The 16,665-nt window shown below is 66.5% G+C and carries 15 protein-coding genes; 5 read left to right on the forward strand and 10 right to left on the reverse strand.

Annotation, left to right across the window (positions count from 1 at the left end; translation table 11 throughout):
• The 6 genes from KVS69_RS08970 to KVS69_RS08995 all read right to left on the reverse strand — a co-directional run.
• Nucleotides 1–313 (reverse strand): hypothetical protein (locus KVS69_RS08970; protein ID WP_217537813.1); only part of this gene is annotated, 313 nt, incomplete at its 3' end.
• 48 nt (nt 314–361) lie between these two features.
• Nucleotides 362–742, reverse strand: a complete 381-nt coding sequence (locus KVS69_RS08975; protein WP_217537814.1) for a tautomerase family protein — start codon at nt 740–742, stop codon at nt 362–364.
• Between the two features lie 100 nt (nt 743–842).
• Nucleotides 843–1,163 carry a SymE family type I addiction module toxin gene (locus KVS69_RS08980; RefSeq protein ID WP_217537815.1) on the reverse strand — a complete coding sequence of 107 codons (321 nt, stop codon included), beginning with the start codon at nt 1,161–1,163 and terminating at the stop codon, nt 843–845.
• 320 nt (nt 1,164–1,483) lie between these two features.
• A complete protein-coding gene (locus KVS69_RS08985) occupies nt 1,484–2,194 on the reverse strand; it encodes a 2OG-Fe(II) oxygenase (RefSeq protein WP_217537816.1) in 711 nt (236 codons plus the stop codon).
• A 101-nt stretch (nt 2,195–2,295) separates the two neighbouring features.
• Entirely contained in the window at nt 2,296–3,309 is a 1,014-nt protein-coding gene (locus tag KVS69_RS08990; protein WP_217537817.1) for a class 1 fructose-bisphosphatase, read from the reverse strand.
• Nucleotides 3,310–3,464: 155 nt separating this feature from the next.
• Nucleotides 3,465–4,667, reverse strand: a complete 1,203-nt coding sequence (locus KVS69_RS08995) for an amino acid aminotransferase (protein WP_217537818.1) — start codon at nt 4,665–4,667, stop codon at nt 3,465–3,467.
• Between the two features lie 149 nt (nt 4,668–4,816).
• Between KVS69_RS08995 and KVS69_RS09000 the strand changes: the two genes are divergently transcribed.
• The gene (locus tag KVS69_RS09000) at nt 4,817–6,952 is read left to right on the forward strand and encodes a TonB-dependent receptor (RefSeq protein WP_217537819.1); all 2,136 of its coding nucleotides are present in this window, start codon (nt 4,817–4,819) and stop codon (nt 6,950–6,952) included.
• A gap of 21 nt (nt 6,953–6,973) precedes the next feature.
• On the opposite strand, the gene KVS69_RS09005 is transcribed toward KVS69_RS09000, so the two are convergent.
• Nucleotides 6,974–7,315 (reverse strand): hypothetical protein, encoded by a 342-nt coding sequence (locus KVS69_RS09005; RefSeq protein ID WP_184126341.1) that lies wholly within the window; start codon nt 7,313–7,315, stop codon nt 6,974–6,976.
• 154 nt (nt 7,316–7,469) lie between these two features.
• On the opposite strand from KVS69_RS09005, the gene KVS69_RS09010 reads away from it, so the two are divergent.
• The 3 genes from KVS69_RS09010 to ligD all read left to right on the forward strand — a co-directional run bounded on the left by KVS69_RS09010 (nt 7,470) and on the right by ligD (nt 11,473).
• A complete protein-coding gene (locus tag KVS69_RS09010) occupies nt 7,470–7,868 on the forward strand; it encodes a hypothetical protein (protein ID WP_068848077.1) in 399 nt (132 codons plus the stop codon).
• A gap of 96 nt (nt 7,869–7,964) precedes the next feature.
• Nucleotides 7,965–8,921 carry a Ku protein gene (locus tag KVS69_RS09015; RefSeq protein ID WP_217537820.1) on the forward strand — a complete coding sequence of 319 codons (957 nt, stop codon included), beginning with the start codon at nt 7,965–7,967 and terminating at the stop codon, nt 8,919–8,921.
• Between the two features lie 5 nt (nt 8,922–8,926).
• Entirely contained in the window at nt 8,927–11,473 is a 2,547-nt protein-coding gene (gene ligD / locus KVS69_RS09020; protein WP_217537821.1) for a DNA ligase D, read from the forward strand.
• A 14-nt stretch (nt 11,474–11,487) separates the two neighbouring features.
• On the opposite strand, the gene KVS69_RS09025 is transcribed toward ligD, so the two are convergent.
• The 3 genes from KVS69_RS09025 to KVS69_RS09035 form a co-directional block, all read right to left on the reverse strand.
• Nucleotides 11,488–11,739 carry a hypothetical protein gene (locus KVS69_RS09025; RefSeq protein ID WP_254622104.1) on the reverse strand — a complete coding sequence of 84 codons (252 nt, stop codon included), beginning with the start codon at nt 11,737–11,739 and terminating at the stop codon, nt 11,488–11,490.
• Between the two features lie 137 nt (nt 11,740–11,876).
• Complete coding sequence (eda, locus tag KVS69_RS09030) at nt 11,877–12,515, reverse strand: bifunctional 4-hydroxy-2-oxoglutarate aldolase/2-dehydro-3-deoxy-phosphogluconate aldolase (protein WP_068848083.1); 639 nt, start codon at nt 12,513–12,515, stop codon at nt 11,877–11,879.
• Entirely contained in the window at nt 12,502–13,524 is a 1,023-nt protein-coding gene (locus tag KVS69_RS09035) for a sugar kinase (RefSeq protein WP_217537853.1), read from the reverse strand. Before KVS69_RS09035 ends, eda begins: the two co-directional genes overlap by 14 nt.
• A gap of 268 nt (nt 13,525–13,792) precedes the next feature.
• Here KVS69_RS09035 and KVS69_RS09040 point away from each other — a divergent pair, with 268 nt between their 5' ends.
• Nucleotides 13,793–16,552: a TonB-dependent receptor gene (locus KVS69_RS09040; protein ID WP_184126336.1), complete on the forward strand. Its 2,760-nt coding sequence runs from the start codon at nt 13,793–13,795 to the stop codon at nt 16,550–16,552.
• Nucleotides 16,553–16,665: the final 113 nt, after the last annotated feature.

Below are 16,665 nucleotides of genomic sequence, written 5' to 3' on the forward strand. Positions count from 1 at the left end.
GGCGACGCTGCTCTGGTATCTGTTTGTCGGCAGGCAAGTGCTCTGCCAGCACAGCCGTCGCAGTCACGCTTAGCAGATGCCTGGCCTGTTCTCCCTCCTCTCGCCACTCGCCAGCTCCTGCAGACGCTCCATCAGGCAGGCGAATGGCGAGGAGCCCGCCTTCCGGAAGGCCATGGGCTGCCTCCGGGCGATGCCACGGATAGCCGTCGAGGTCGGTGATGTGAAACGCATAGGGCGCAAGACTCGACCTACCGACAATCTCCACTGCACGCCTGCTGCCGGCAAGTAGGATCTTGTCTGCGGACCAGGTCATTCGGTGCACCATTCAATGCAATGAGGCGCCGCAAGCCCGCCTGGTCGCTCACATCGCATACTGCGCCACGCCATTGCCGAACGACCAGTTCTCGCGCTTCACCTCCACCAGGTTGATGAAGACATCCTCAAGGCGAATGCCCACCGCTTCGTGCAGGCCATGGGCTACGGCGCCGTAGAACGCTTTCTTCTGCTCCAAGGTGCGGCCCTCGTTCCAGGTGACCTGGATGCAGATGAAGTCATCCGTGCGCGCAATGCCCAGGTAGCCGGGATCGTAGATGAGCCCATCCGGTTCGTGCTCCTGGATGATCTGGAAGCGATCGTCCTTGGGCACCCCGATACTGAGCATGGCGTCATATACCACCTGGCCAACCTGCTGGCGGTAGGCGGCGGTCTTGCCTTTGCGGAGGTCAATGCGGGCCAGCGGCATGGCGGACTCCTCGCGGATAGGTGTGCCTGGCAATGGAAGCACATGGGCGGGTGCGGTGCCACCACATGGCGCTGCGTGGGGGCCCGCCCAGCCTCGGTCCTCAGCGGTCCTTTACTTGCGCGCGCCACGTGATGGGCTTGTCTGCCGCCGTGGCCTGGTCTTTGAACTGGCCGTCGTTCCACAGCGGCCTGACGGTGATCTGGCCGTGGACCACTTCGATACGAATATGGACACCCACTTCAAAGCCGAACCTGCGCAGCCAGGTGCCGCGCAGCATCACAAAGGGAACGGGGCCAACGTGGTCGCGGTCGCGCTCGGAGATCTGCGGAACCGCACGTACGTTGTTGATCTGGCTGTACTGCATCCACCGCTCACGCGGGGCGCGTTGGTCTTCAGTCGGCTGGGCCGGGTCGCTCTTCATGGTTTGCCTCCAAACGGGGAATGGCCCCCGCCGGTGAGGGCGAGGGCGTCGGGAGGTCAAAAACCGTGCATAACCAGACGGCGGGCGTATTCCCCCGTGAAGGGTCTTGTATTAACCACCCTCCCGACATGGGGCATCCACTATTTTCGGTTATGCGGAGTTTTTGAGCTCCGGCACCCACCTTGCAGACCTCGCCCGCGCAACACAAAACGATTGTTTCTGTTGAATTTTCGATTTCAGTAGGCAGAGCCTACTGATTGACGCGTCCAGTCCGTTGCAGCATTCCGAATGCTGTTTCTGTGTGAACCACCCCACAGATCTCACCCACCCCCGTACAGCTTCTCCGCGCTCTGGAACAGGATCCAGCTTGTCGCAATGAACTTGTCCCCGCCCTGCGGCCGGTTGCCCCGGTGGGTGTGGGTGAATGCGGTAGGCGCAATCAGCAGGCTGCCGGTACGCGGGGCGATCTTCCGGTCCTGGAACAGGAACTCGGTTTCACCGGCGTCGAACTCGTCGTTGAGGTAGAGCGTCCACAGCAGGTGCCGGTGCAGGGTCTCCGCACCGGGGTCGCGCGGGTACAGCTCGCAGTGCCAATAGGGGTAACCGCCCTCGCCCGCCGCGTACCACTGCAGGTTGATGGCGCCCGGGCGCAGGCACGTACGGGCCAGTTCGGACAGCGCGTTGTCGTCCATGCCGGGGAAATCTTCAGCCTTCAGGCGGCGCGCGGTGCCATCGTTGTCTTGAACCTGCAACATCAGCGGGGAGATCAGCGCCTGTGGATAACGGCGTAGATAAGTCAAAACCCCGCTGAATACTGCCTGTTGCAGCTGGATTTCCACCTGGCGCCACTCGGGACGCCCACTTATGCGCAGATCCTTGCTGTGCTTGAGTTCCGGGAACACGCCGCTGCCTACTTCGCCGGGCTTCAACTGTGCGCTGGCGCGCATCCGGGCCTGTATGGCGGCGCAGGTCTCAACGGGGATGGCGTTGTGGATTACTTCGATGAAGTCGAGCGGGGTATCGGCCGGCATGGGGTCATCCGTGGGCGTTTCAGCCCGATGGTGACCTGTGTTGGTGCAGGTGTCACCCCGTTGCCATGATTGGGAACGGGGTCACAAAGGGTCGCGCTACGTCAGGCCCGGGCGTCGTGCTCGCGGTGGTAGCGGGTGGCTTCGGCCACTTCGTTGCGCGAGCCGAGGAACACCGGCACGCGCTGGTGCAGGTGGTCGGGCTGGATGTCCAGGATGCGCTCGCGGCCGGTGGTGGCGGCGCCGCCGGCTTGTTCCACCAGCAGGCCCATGGGGTTGGCTTCGTACATCAGGCGCAGCTTGCCGGCCTTGCTGGGGTCCTTCTTGTCCCACGGGTAGATGAAGATGCCGCCGCGGGTAAGGATGCGGTGCACGTCGGCCACCATGCTGGCAATCCAGCGCATGTTGAAGTTCTTGCCGCGCGCGCCTTCCTTGCCGGCCAGCAGGTCCTGCACGTAGCCCTGCATCGGGGATTCCCAGTGGCGCTGGTTGGACATGTTGATGGCAAATTCCTGGGTGTCTTCGGGAATCGTCATGCCGCGCTGGGTGAGCACGAATTCGCCGGTTTCGCGGTCCAGGGTGAACGAATGGGTGCCGTGGCCGGTGGTGAGCACCATCTGCGTGCTGGGGCCGTAGATGCAGTAGCCCGCCGCGATCTGGGCAGTGCCGGGCTGCAGGAAGCTCTCGTCGGTGGGCTGTTCGGTGCCCGCCGGGCTGCGCAGCACCGAGAAAATGGTACCGACCGAGACGTTCACGTCGATGTTGGAGCTGCCATCGAGGGGATCGAACAGCAGCAGGAAGTCGCCGCGCGGGTAGGTGTCCGGCACGGGCTGGCAGTGGTCCATTTCCTCGGAGGCACAGGCCGCCAGGTGGCCGCCCCAGGCGTTGGCCTCGAGCAGGATCTCGTTGCTGATCACATCGAGCTTCTTCTGCGCCTCGCCCTGGACGTTGCCGGTACCGGCATCGCCGAGCACGCCGCCCAGCGCGCCCTTGCTGACCGCGATGGAGATGTTGGTGCAGGCGCGGCCAACCACTGCGATGAGCTGGCGCAGGTCGGCATTGATGCGGCCTGCGTGCTGCTCTTCAATCAGGTACCGGGTAAGCGACGTACGGGACATGGAATGGCTGCCAAAGACATTTCGGGGGCCGTATTGTGGCCCGTTCGGCAGGGCATTACGAGGCAACCGGGACACGTAACCGGTTTCAACCTGCCTGCACGAAAAGAAAAGCGGCCGCACGTGGCGGCCGTCCTTCATTTCACCGTTGCAGCAGCTCAGCCCTTGGCGACGGTCGACACGGCCTTGGCCACGTACTCCAGGTTGCCCTGGTTCAGCGCGGCCACGCAGATGCGGCCGGTGCCGACGGCGTAGATGCCGTACTCGTCGCGCAGGCGGTCCACCTGCGCGCGGCTCAGGCCCGAATACGAGAACATGCCGGCCTGGTCGTTGATGAAGGCGAACTCCGGCGCACCGGCGGCCACCAGCTTGTCCACCAGGCCGTGGCGCAGGGCGTGGATGCGCTCGCGCATCTCGGTCAGTTCCTGCTCCCACAGCTGGCGCAGCTCGGGGCTGGTCAGCACGCCGGCCACCAGGGCCGCGCCGTGGGTGGAGGGGCTGGAGTAGATGGTGCGGATGATGCGCTTGACCTGCGACTGCACGGCCTTGGCGGCGTTCGCATCCGGGGCCACCACCGACAGCGCGCCCACGCGTTCGCCATACAGCGAGAACGACTTGGAGTACGAGTTGGCGACCACGAAGCTGTCGATGCCGGCCTCGGCGATGATGCGCACGGCGGCGCCATCTTCGTCGATGCCCTTGTCGAAGCCCTGGTAGGCCATGTCGATGAACGGGAACAGCTGGCGTTCCTTCAGCAGCTCGGCCACCTGCTTCCACTGGGCCACGGTGAGGTCGGCGCCGGTGGGGTTGTGGCAGCAGGCGTGCAGCAGCACCACGGTGCCCGGCTGCAGCTTGTTCAGGTCAGCCAGCATGCCGGCGAAATCCACGCCGTGGGTGGCCGGGTCGAAGTAGGCGTACTCGACCACTTCAAAGCCAGCCGCGCAGAACACCGCGCGATGGTTTTCCCAGCTCGGGTTGCTGATGGCGATGGTGGCGTGCGGCAGCAGGCGGTGCAGCAGGTCCGCGCCCACGCGCAGGGCACCGCTGCCACCGATGGTCTGCGAGGTGGCCACGCGGCCGGCGGCCAGCAGCGGCGAATCTTTGCCGAAGACCAGTTCGCGGGTGGCCTGGGTGTAGGCAGGCAGGCCGTCGATCGGCAGGTAGCCGCGCGGTTTGGCTTCGCCAGCCAGCTGCTGCTCGATCTGCTTCACGGCGCGAAGCAGCGGAATGCGGCCGCTTTCGTCGTAATAGATGCCCACGCCCAGGTTGACCTTGGTGGGGCGGCTGTCGGCGTTGTATGCCTCGGTCAGGCCCAGGATCGGGTCGCCCGGGACCAGTTCCACATTTGCAAAGAAGGACACGGCGGTACTCATTCGGATGACGGATGGGGGAGGTTGGCGCGAAACTACCTCATCGTAACAAAGCCTCGGCGTGGGCGCGGCGGCTGCCGTCACGCTTGGGACCGTACCCTGTCGTGCGGTGCTCATTTTCTGGAGATTCCCCTCTGCGCATGTTCCGTCCTACCCCCCTGGCGTACTGGTGTGCGCTGCTTTCGGCCACCGCCCTGCCGAACCTGGCACAGGCCCAGGCTGCCCCGGTTTCCGCTGCCCCGATCGAGCGGCTGCCCACGGTTCAGGTGCAGGCCGCACGGGGCCAGCAGGTGGCCGATGTGGATCTGCCGGCCTCGCTCAGCACGGTGTGGCTGGATGACGATGCCAACGGCACCCTGGCCCAGATCGGTGACGCATTGAGCGGGGTGCCCGGCGTGGTCGCGCGCGACCGCCAGAACCTGGCCCAGGACACCCAGCTTTCCATCCGTGGCTTCGGCGCGCGTTCCACCTTCGGGGTGCGTGGGGTGCGGGTGCTGGTGGACGGGGTGCCGGCCACCATGCCCGATGGGCAGGGTCAGCTCTCGCACGCCAGCATGCTTTCCGCCCAGCGCGTGGAGGTGCTGCGCGGGCCGTTCTCGGCGCTGTACGGGAACTCGTCCGGCGGCGTGGTGCAGGTGTGGAGCGCCGATGGCCAGGCCGGCGATCCGTGGCGGCTGCGGGTGGCTGGCGGCAGCGACGGCACGCTCAGCGCCGGGGCGCAGCTGCGCGGCGAGCAGGGCCCGGTGCGCTACAACGTGGCGGCCAACCACTTCCGCACCGATGGCTGGCGCGAGCACAGCGCAGCGCGCCGCGAATCGGTGAACGCGCGGCTGGGCACCGACGTGGGCGGCGGCCAGCTGGACCTGGTGCTGAACTACTTCGATTCGCCCGACGCGCAGGACCCGCTGGGCCTCACCCGCGAGCAGGTGCGGCAGGACCCGCGCCAGGCCACGGCGGTGGCCACCCAGTACAACACCCGGAAATCGGTGCGCCAGGCGCAGGCCGGGCTGGTGTTCACCCGCACCCAAGGGGCCCAGACCTGGCGCGCGATGGGCTATGCCGGGCAGCGCAGCGTGGAGCAGTTCCTGGCCATTCCGCCGGGGCCGCAGGCCAACCCGCTGCATGCCGGCGGGGTGATCGACCTGGACGGCGGCTATGGCGGGCTGGACCTGCGCTGGGCCTGGCAGGGAGAGTGGGCCGGGCGGCCGCTGGAAGTGGTGATCGGCGCCAATGCCGACCAGCAGCAGCAGGATCGACGCGGTTATGAGAATTTCGTCGGCGATACGCTGGGTGTGCGCGGCGCACTGCGGCGCGACCAGGCCGACCGGGTCCGCAACGTAGACCAGTTCGCGCAGGCGTTCTGGCAGTGGGCGCCGCGCTGGTCGCTGCTGCTGGGCGTGCGCCACAGCGAGGTGCGGTTCCGCTCCAACGACCACTACGTCACCGCGCGCAACCCGGACGACAGCGGCGCGCGCGACTACGCGGCCACCACGCCGGTGGCCGGGGTGGTGTTCCACGCCAGCGATGCCTGGCGGGTGTATGCCTCGGCTGGACGCGGGTTCGAAACGCCCACCTTCAACGAACTGGGCTACCGGTCAGATGGCGCGGCCCGGTTGGCGCTCAACCTCTCGGCCGCCCGCAGCCGGAACCTGGAGCTGGGCGGCAAGTGGCGCGGTGCCGGTGGCGCGTCCTTCGATGCGGCGGTGTTCCGCGCCGATACTGATGACGAGCTGGCGGTGGCCAGCAACACCAACGGGCGCAGCACCTACCGCAACATCGGCAGGACCCGCCGGCAGGGCGTGGAAGCCAGCCTGCAGCTGCCGATCACCGCAGCGCTGGAGGCCAGCCTGGCCTACACCTACGTGCAGGCCACGGTGCGCGAGCCGTATCTGGTGTGCGCGGGCACCGGCTGCGCCCTCCCCAACACGGTGGTGGCGGCCGGCTCACGCCTGCCCGGCGTGCCGGAGCAGCAGTGGTTCGGGCGGCTGCAGTACCAGCCCGGCGCGTGGCAGTGGGCGGGCGAGGTGGTGGCGTCAAGCGATACGGTGGTGAACGACCTGGCCACCGACCAGGCGCCGGGGTATGCCCTGTTCAATCTGGAAGCGGCCCGCAGGTGGACCACCGCGCAGGGCGCGCTGCGGGTGTTCGCGAGGGTGGACAACGTGCTGGACCAGCGTTACATCGGCTCGGTGATCGTCAACGACGGCAACCAGCGGTTCTTCGAACCGGGGCCGGACCGACGCTACAGCGTGGGCGTGCAGTGGGCGTGGCAATGATCCCCGCCCACCCTGCCCCATTCACTTGGGAATCTTGGCCGGCACGAACGGCGACGTAGGGTCACTGGCGGGGAACGTCTCCTCCAATGCCTCGTCCTGATTGTCGCTCTCATGCGCCTTGCGCGCGGCGCGGTGGTGCTCGTGCTCATCCCCGCCCGGGTGCGGCGCGGCGGCCGGGTCCTTGCGGTCGCGGGAGGGGTGTACCTCACCGGCGTGGACCGGGTCGATGCCGGTGCGCATGTGCTCGGGCGCTTCGGAGGGCGACATGCCGGCGCCGCGGTCTTCTTCGTTCTGCAGGTCGTGCTTGGCGCGCTGTTCGCCCGGTACCGGGGCGGTGGCTTCGCGCAGGGGATCGCGTTGCATGGTGGTGGTCTCCGTGGAGGGTTGGCTGGACTGTACGCACCCCCGAGGGGAGGCCGACGTGAAGCGCAGCGCGCCGATCTCAACGGATCTGTCACGGCTGGATAACGGCGGCGGGGCTATTCCTGCCAACCCCCACCGCTGCCGGAGACGTGCCATGCCCCGCCTGGATCGCCGTACCGCACCCGCGCTGTTCAACGCCTACCTGCAGCCGGACCGGAACGCGCGCCGCGGCCGTCGTCCGCGCGCCGAAGAGCCGGAGGCCGTTGCGCAGGACTATCTGCAGTACATGCGCAGCGATTACGAACGCCGCCGCAGTCAGGGAAGGCGCAGCTGGAAGGATCTGTACCCGGCGTATGCCTTCGCGCTGACCACCCACTACGCAGACTGGCCGCGTGGCAGCGACGACGACACCGACGGCGAGCTGGCCGAGCACTGGGAACAGATGCGCGGCCAGTCACGGCTGGGCTGGCAGCAGGCGCGCGCGATCGTCGAGGACGCCTGGATGGCGCTGGACCACATGCCCGCCGCCGCAGTGCACGGCCAGCTGCAGTAAGCGGCGCGTGCAGCCGGCCTTTACGGGCCGGACACGGGCGTTTCACGCCCTGCGCGGTACAGCTGGCCTCCCGCCTTGCACTGGAGTGGCGCCGCCATGGCCCGACCGATCTGGACTGGAACCCTGTCATTCGGGCTGCTGAATGTGCCGGTGTCGCTGATGTCGGGCGAGCGCAAGACCGACCTCAGCTTCCGCATGCTCGATTCACGCGACCGCAAGCCGATCCGCTTCGAGCGGGTCAACGCCGATACCGGCGAAGAAGTGCCGTGGAAGGACATCGTCAAGGCCTACGAATACGACAAGGGCAGTTATGTCGTGCTGGATGAGGCCGATATCAAATCGGCCGCGCCGGAAAGCCACGAAACCGTGGAAGTAGAAAGCTTCGTCGACGCCAGCCAGATCGACCCGCGCTACTTCGAAAAGCCCTACCTGCTGGTACCGGGCAAAAAGGCCGAGAAGGGCTACGTGCTCCTGCGCGAAACCCTGCGCAGCACCGGCAAGGTGGGGATTGCCCGCGTGGTGGTGCGCACCCGCGAATACCTGTGCGCGGTGATGCCGCACGAGCATGCGCTGGTGCTGCTCATTCTGCGCTACCCGCAGGAGCTGGTGGACCCGGAAGAACACAAGCTGCCCACCGGCTCGCTGGCTGACTACCGGATCAGCAGCAAGGAAACGGCGATGGCCGAGCAGCTGATCGAATCGATGTCCGGTGAATGGAAGCCGGATGACTACCACGACGAATTCCGCGAACGCCTGCAGGCAGTGCTGACCAAGCGCATCAAGCAGAAGGGCGGCACCACCACCGTGGAAGACGAGCCGGCCGCGCCGCATGACGCCACCACCAACGTGGTGGACTTCATGTCGCTGCTGCAGAAGAGCCTGGATGCGAAGAAACGCACCCCGGCCAAGAAGACGGCGGTGTCGAAGGTGGTGAAGAAGGCGACACCTGCGAAGAAGGCAGCCAAGACCACCAAGGCGGCAACCAAGGCGACCAAAGCCACGAAGGCGACGAAGAAGACTGCCAAGAGCGCGCCGACGCGCAAGGCCGGGTAAGCGCCATGTCGTTGCAGGAGTACCGGCGCAAGCGCCGCTTCGGTGAAACCCCCGAACCAGACGATGAGCGCCGGGGCGCCGTCGCGCGCCGCCCCATCTTCGTAGTGCAGCTGCATCACGCCAGCGCACGTCACTACGATTTCCGGTTGGAAGCCGATGGCGTGCTGAAGAGCTGGGCGGTGCCGAAGGGACCGTCGCTGCGCGTGGGCGAGAAGCGGCTGGCGGTGGAGGTGGAAGACCACCCGCTGTCCTACGCCACGTTCGAGGGCGATATTCCCGAAGGCCACTACGGCGCCGGGCATGTGGATGTCTACGACCACGGCACGTGGGCCTGTGATGGCGACCCGCTGGAGGCGATCGCCGCCGGCAAAGTCGACTTCGTGCTGCATGGCCGCCGGCTCAAGGGCGGCTGGAAGCTGGTGCGCACCAACATGAAAGGGAAGCAGCATCAGTGGCTGCTGATCAAGCGTGATGACGAAGAGGCGCGCGATACCGACGCGGACGCGCTGCTGGAGGAAGCTGTGCCATCGAAGCGAACGTCTACGAAGACCGTAAAGACAATCAAGTCCACAAAGACAAGCTCCAGCCGCTCTTCCAAGACGACAAGGACGATCAAACCGGGTGCACGCCGCAATGCCGACGCGCGCTGGGCAAAACGCGCGCTGTCGCTGCAGCATGCACGCGACAAGCCCTATCCCCACGACTTCAAACCCCAGCTCACCGATCACCGCGACACTGCACCCGACGGCGAAACCTGGCTGCACGAGATCAAGTGGGATGGCTACCGCCTGCTGGCCGATCTGCGCGATGGCGTGGTGGCGCTGCGCTCGCGCAACGGCTTGAACTGGACGGAAGATTTCCCGGAAGTGGTGCAGGCCATTCAGGCACTGCCGGTCACCGACCTGCGCCTGGATGGCGAACTGGTGGTGTTGGATGCGCAGGGCCGCAGCGATTTCACCGGCCTGCAGAAAGTGATTGACGGCACCGCCAGGCAGCCGCTGCGCTACGTGGTGTTCGACATGCCCGGCGTGGCCGGTGTGGATATCAGCCGCGCGCCGCTGCTGGATCGCAAGACACTGCTGAAGGACCTGCTGGGTGACACGCCCGGCACACTGGCATACAGCGACCACGTGCTCGATCACGGCCCGGCGGTTTTCGAGGCAAGCGGCAAGGCCGGTTTCGAAGGCATCATCAGCAAGCGCGTGGATGCGCCGTACGTCAACGCGCGCTCGCCCAGCTGGGTGAAGGTGAAGCACGAGAACACCGATGAGTTCCTGGTGGTGGGATACACCGACCCGAAGGGATCGCGCAGTGGCTTCGGCTCACTGTTGATGGCTGCGCCCGACAAAGGCGGTCTACGTTATGTGGGCCGCGTAGGTACCGGCTTCGATGATGCCAAGCTGGCTGCGATGCACCGCCAGCTGAAGGCATTGGATACCGACAAGGCCGCCGTGGAACTGCCCTCGCACGTGCCGTTCAAGGCGAGCAGCGTGCATTGGGTCAACCCCACGCTGGTAGCCGAAGTCGCCTTCCGTGGCTGGGCCAAGGAAGGGCTGCTGCGGCAGGCCAGCTTCAAGCGGCTGCGCGAAGACAAGACGGCCAAGGAGCTGGGCGCGGCGGCCACTGCGGTACCTGCCAAGGCCGCGAAGGCCACCAAGGCACCCGCAAAGGCGAAAGCGCCTGATCGCTACGCCGACGGCGTGACCATCTCGCACCCCGAACGTGTGGTGTTCGCCAACGCCAGATTGACCAAGGGGGACGTCGCCGACTATTACCGGCAGATGGCGCGCTGGATCCTGCCCGAGGTCGCCCGCCGCCCGCTGTCACTGCTGCGCTGCCCCGATGGCGTGGACAAGCCGTGCTTCTTCCAGAAGCACCACGGCACCGGCCTGGGCGATGCGGTGGAAGCCATCCCGCTGGAGCAGAAGAGCGGCCGCGAGGACTACCTCTATATCGAAGACACCGAAGGCCTGCTGCAGCTGGTGCAGATGAACACCCTGGAGCTGCACCCGTGGGGCGCCAGCGTGGACGACCCCGAGCATCCTGACAGGTTGGTGTTCGACCTGGATCCCGGTGAGGGCGTGACCTGGACAGCGATCAAGGCTGCGGCACGCGATGTGCGCGACCGCCTGCAGGAGATCGGGCTGGAGAGCTTCGTACGCCTGTCCGGCGGCAAGGGCATCCACGTGGTGGTGCCACTCACGCCCAAGGCGGATTGGGCGCAGGCCAAGGATTTCTGCGAGTCGTTCGCCCAGGCAATGGCCGAGCATGCACCGGATCGCTACGTGGCCACGATGAGCAAGGCCAAGCGCACCGGCGTGATCTTCATTGATTGGCTGCGCAATGCGCGCGGCGCCACAAGCGTGTGTTCATGGTCGCTGCGTGCCAGGCCATCAGCCGGCGTGGCAGTGCCGCTGCGCTGGGAAGAGCTGGGACGCATCACCGCCGCCGATGCGTTTCCATTGCCCAAGGCGCTGCAGCGTGCGCAGAAGCTGAAGAAAGATCCCTGGGAAGGGATCGATCAGGTCAAGCAGGTGTTGCCTGCGCTGTGATCGGGCGCGCGGGCTCACCGAGGCCGATACCGCGCGCCCAACCAGATTCCAATCGCCTGTACCGGCAACGACACCAACAGCGTCACCACGAACCAGAACGGGTAATCGCTGCCCAGGTCCCACGCGGCAAACACCGACGCGGCGGCAATCAATACCCACACCACGCCGCCATGTACGTACGGCCACATCGGCGCATAGCGCGCCGCAAATGCCGTAGCGGCAATGCCACCCAGGATCGTCCAGCCCAGGTCCCACGCCAGCCGCACCTCGCCCTCGCCCTAGCCCAGCCAGGGCGCGATCCATCCACCGGCACCGCTCACCATGCCCAGCACGAACAGCGCCACGACGACGCAGAGCACCGAGAGCGCTACGGTCTTCGCGGTGGACAGTGCGGACATCGCGCTCAGCCCACCAGCGCCGCCGATGCCCGCGCCAGTTCCTCGATCCCCGCCCAATCGCGCGCCTGCAGCAGCGCCCGCGTGGTCAACCAGGACCCACCGACGCACAGCACATTGGGCAGGTGCAGGAAATCGCGCGCGGTCTGCGCGCTGATTCCGCCGGTCGGGCAGAACCGCACATCGCCGAACGGGCCGTTCCATGCCGACAGCATTGCCGTGCCACCGGCCTGCACCGCAGGGAAGAACTTGAACGTATCCAGCCCGTGCTCCAGCCCCAGCATCAGCTCGGACGAGGTGGCCACGCCCGGCAGGAACGGCAGGTCGGTATCACGCGCGGCGGCGTACAGCCGTTCGGTCGCACCGGGCGCCACCGCAAAGCGGCCACCTGCGGCCTTGACCCGCTCCATCTGGGTGGCGGTCAGCACGGTACCGGCACCGACCACCGCATCGGGCACGGCTTCCACCATCGCCTGGATCGCCTCCATCGCAATGGCGGTACGCAGGGTCACCTCGATCACCGGCAGCCCGCCGTTGAACAGCGCCTGGGCGACATGCACCGCCTCGTCCACGCTTTCAGGGGTGTACACCGGAATCACCGGGGCCAGTTTCAGGACTGCGCGTACGCGCGGATCAGCGCCGGACATCGAATCGCTCCTCGCCCGTCAGGGCCAGTACGTCAGCTTCACTGACGGGGTTGAAATCACCGGGGATGGAATGCTTCAGGCTGGCCGCGGCCAGGCCGAAACGCACGATCATGTCCGGTTCGAACCCTTGCATCATGCCATGCAGGATGCCGGCAGCGAATGCATCGCCGCCGCCAATGCGGTCGACGATGCCGATCAATTCGCGCGCGGGCGCCACCGCGCGGGTGCCGTCGCGGCCCAGCAGCATCGCGCCGAGCGTGTGGTGATCCACGCTGACCGGGGTGCGCTGCGTGCACGCCATCCACTGCAGGCGCGGGAAGGCGGCGAAGGCCTGTATCGCAGCGGCGTCCACGCGGTCGGCCAGCGCGGGCTGCTCGAACTGCCCGCCCAGCACCACGCCGATATCGCGGTAGTCGGCAAACGCCACCGTGGCGCAGCCGAACAGCTCGCGCAGGATGCGCGGTGCATCGCCTTCCCAGCGCGCCCACAGCGACGGGCGGAAGTTGCCGTCGAAGGAGACCTTGACCCCGCGCTCGCACGCCGCGCGCGCTGCGACCAGGGTCGCCTCGGCCATCGCCGGGTTCAGCGCCGGGCTCACCCCGGACAGGTGCAGCCACTGCGCGCCGCGCAGCAGCGCATCCCAGTCGTAGTCGGCCGCCGTGCCCAGCGAGAAGGCAGAGTCCACGCGGTCGTAGACCACTTCGCTGGCGCGTTGCACCGCCCCGGTGGTGAGGAAGTACAGTCCCATGCGGCCGGGACGGGTCTGCACAGTGGAGGTGCCCACGCCATGCTTTCGCAGTTCCCCGGCCACGAACTGGCCCAGCGGGTTGGCCGGCAGCGTGCTGACCATCTGCACGGTGTGCCCGAAGTGGGCCAGTGAAACCCCCACGTTGGCCTCCGCGCCCCCGGCATGCACGGCAAGCTGCGGCGTCTGCAGCAGCAGCTCGCGGTCCGGCGCGCTCATGCGCAGCAACAACTCCCCGAAACAGACAACACGACTCATGGCGATGGATCCCTTCGTGGTGGGCATGACCTGCGGGTCAGGGCCCGGACAGTAATGGCTAGCGGTGTCATTCTAGCGGTGCGGCTGGCTTCGTCCACCTAGTCGGTTTGTCGGAACCTATGTCCCGCAAGCGTCTACGGGACATTGAAAGTCTGTTGCGGTGCAAGATGCCCGATCCCCAACGGACTGTTAACGTCCGCCCTGACCAGCGGTGTCATTGCACTGACATGTCGCCGGATAGCTGTTTCATGTAGCACCTTGGGAGAGGGAAAACATGCAATATCGAAACATCCATAAAAAGACACCGGTTACCTTGCTCGCCCTGTCCATCGGCCTGGCGCTGAGCGGTACCACCCTGGCGCAGGATCCTGCCCCGGCCACAGCCACCGACCTGGATACCGTCACCGTCACCGGCTACCGCGCCAGCGTCGAGAAGGCGCTGGACATCAAGCGCAGCGAATCGGGCGTGGTCGACGCCATCGTTGCCGAGGATATCGGCAAGTTCCCCGATCTGAACCTGGCCGAGTCGCTGCAGCGCGTCCCGGGCGTGGTCATCACCCGTGAAGCCGGTGAAGGCCGCAACATCTCGGTGCGCGGCCTGGGTCCGGATTTCACCCGCGTCCGCATCAACGGCATGGAAGCGCTGACCACGGTAGGCGCGGGCGACCAGAGCGGCGGCACCAACCGCGGCCGTGGCTTCGACTTCAACGTGTTCGCCTCGGACCTGTTCTCGCAGCTGATCGTGCGCAAGACCGCGTCGGCCGACGTGGAAGAAGGCTCGCTGGGCGCCACGGTCGACCTGCGCACCGCGCGCCCGTTCGATTACGACGGCTACACCTTCGCCGCCAGCGGCCAGGCCAGCTACAACGCCATGGCCCAGAAGGCCGACCCGCGCGTCGCCGCGCTGATCTCCAACACTTGGGCCGATGGCACCTTCGGTGGCCTGCTGTCGGTGGCGTATTCCGAGCGCCAGGCGCTGGAAGAAGGTTCCAACACCGGCCGCTGGGCCAACGGCCCGAGCAACGGCAACTTCAGCGCGTCTTCGCCGTTCGCCGCCGCGCGTTCGGCCAACGTCTACCACCCGCGCTTCCCGCGCTACGTGCAGATGGAACACGAGCAGAAGCGCCTGGGCGTGACCGGCACGCTGCAGTGGAAGCCGACCGACGCCACTGAAATCTCGCTGGATGCGCTGTACTCGAAGATCGACGCCGAGCGCGACGAGCACTACATCGAAGCGATTTCCTTCAGCCGCGGCACCAGCAGCACCCCGCGCCTGGTCGGCAAGCCGAACATGATCGTCAAGGACGGCGTGATCGAGAACAACGCGCTGGTCTACGGTGAATTCGACAACGTCGACATCCGCACCGAAAACCGCCACGACGAGTGGAGCACCGAGTTCAAGCAGATCGCGTTGAACGGCCAGCACCGCTTCGGCGATGACTTCACCTTGTCCGGCAAGGTCGGCATCTCGCGCTCAAAGCACGAGAACCCGATCCAGACCACCATCATCATGGACAAGTACGATGTGGATGGTTACAGCTACGACTACCGGGGCAACAGCCGGTTCCCGAAGCTGAACTACGGCATCGACCCGACCAACCCGGCGGGCTGGGAACTGGCGGAAATCCGCCTGCGCCCGCAGTACGTGGACAATGACTTCGACACCGGCCAGGTCGATTTCAACTGGAACATCAGCCCCGGCTTCCGCCTGAAGGGCGGCATCCTGGCCAAGAACTACACCTTCAGCACCGTGGAACTGCGCCGCGCCAGCGAACTGGCCGTGCCCAACTTCCCCAACGGCACCAAGATCGTGCCGGTGGACATGACCGAACAGGCCGGCCTGAAGGGCATCACCGGTACGCCCGACCAGTGGGTCGTGCCGAACCTGGACGCCATTGCCGACCAGTTCGACATCTACAGCAACTCGGGCATCTTCGCCGTCGCACCGCGCGCCAACAACGTGCGCAGCGTGGATGAGGAAGACCGCGGCGGCTACCTGATGGGCGAGTTCTCCACCGACCTGGGCAGCATCCCGTTCTCCGGTAACTTCGGTGTGCGCTACGTCAAGACCAAGCAGAGCTCCACCGGTCTTTCCACGCTGGCCACCGGCACCGTGTCCACCACGGTGGACCGCAGCTACGACGACACCCTGCCTTCGTTCAACGTGGTGGCCGAAGTGGCACCGGACTTCCTGATCCGCCTGGGTGCGGCCAAGGTGATGAGCCGCCCGGGCCTGGGCAGCCTGACTCCGGGCGCCACGGTGGCCGTGGCCGGCGGTGCGCGCACGATCTCCAGCGGCAATCCGAACCTCGACCCGATCCGGGCCACCAACGTGGACCTGGGCTTCGAGTGGTACTTCAGCGAAGGCGCCATGGCCGGTATCGGCCTGTTCTACAAGGACATCGAAAGCTTCGTGCAGACCACCCGCGAAGTTGCGCCGTACAGCGCCAGCGGCCTGCCGGCCGAGCTGCTGATCGGTACCGGTGCGTCGCCGGCCGATGACTTCACTTACACCAAGCCGGTCAACACCCCCGGTGGCGAGCTGCACGGTGTGGAAGCGAACTACACCCAGCCCTTCACCTTCCTGCCGGGCAACTGGTCCAACCTGGGCATCCAGTTGAACTACACCTGGGTTGAATCGCAGATCCAGTACATCAACTCCAGCGGCCAGCCGGTGATGAAGGCCGACCTGACCGGTCTGTCCAAGTCGAGCTGGAACGCCACGCTGTTCTACGAAGGCAAGGTGTTCTCCGGCCGCGTTTCGGCCACCAACCGCGACGACTACCTGACCCAGGTGCCGGGCACCGAAGCAGGCTTCAACGTGGATGGTACCCACGGCATGACCGGCACCACCTTCATCGACGCCTCGATCCGCTACGCGATCAGCGACAAGCTGGAGCTGAGCCTGGAAGGCATGAACCTGACCAACGAAGCCAGCGACGAGTGGGTGTACTCGCCGGCCACCGGTCGCCTGCCGCTGCAGTACACCGAAACCGGCCGGCAGTTCATGCTGGGCGCGCGCTACAAGTTCTGATCCATCGCAGACCCGGCGGGGGGGGGGACGGGCCCCGCGCCCCCGCGCCGGCGCAGCAAGGTGGGGGGACGCCGCTTATCTCGCGTGGGGCGCGGGCGGGGGGGGGGGGGGGG

Source organism: Stenotrophomonas sp. GbtcB23 (assembly GCF_019091045.1).
In the GTDB taxonomy this organism is placed as follows: Bacteria; Pseudomonadota; Gammaproteobacteria; order Xanthomonadales; family Xanthomonadaceae; genus Stenotrophomonas; species Stenotrophomonas rhizophila_A.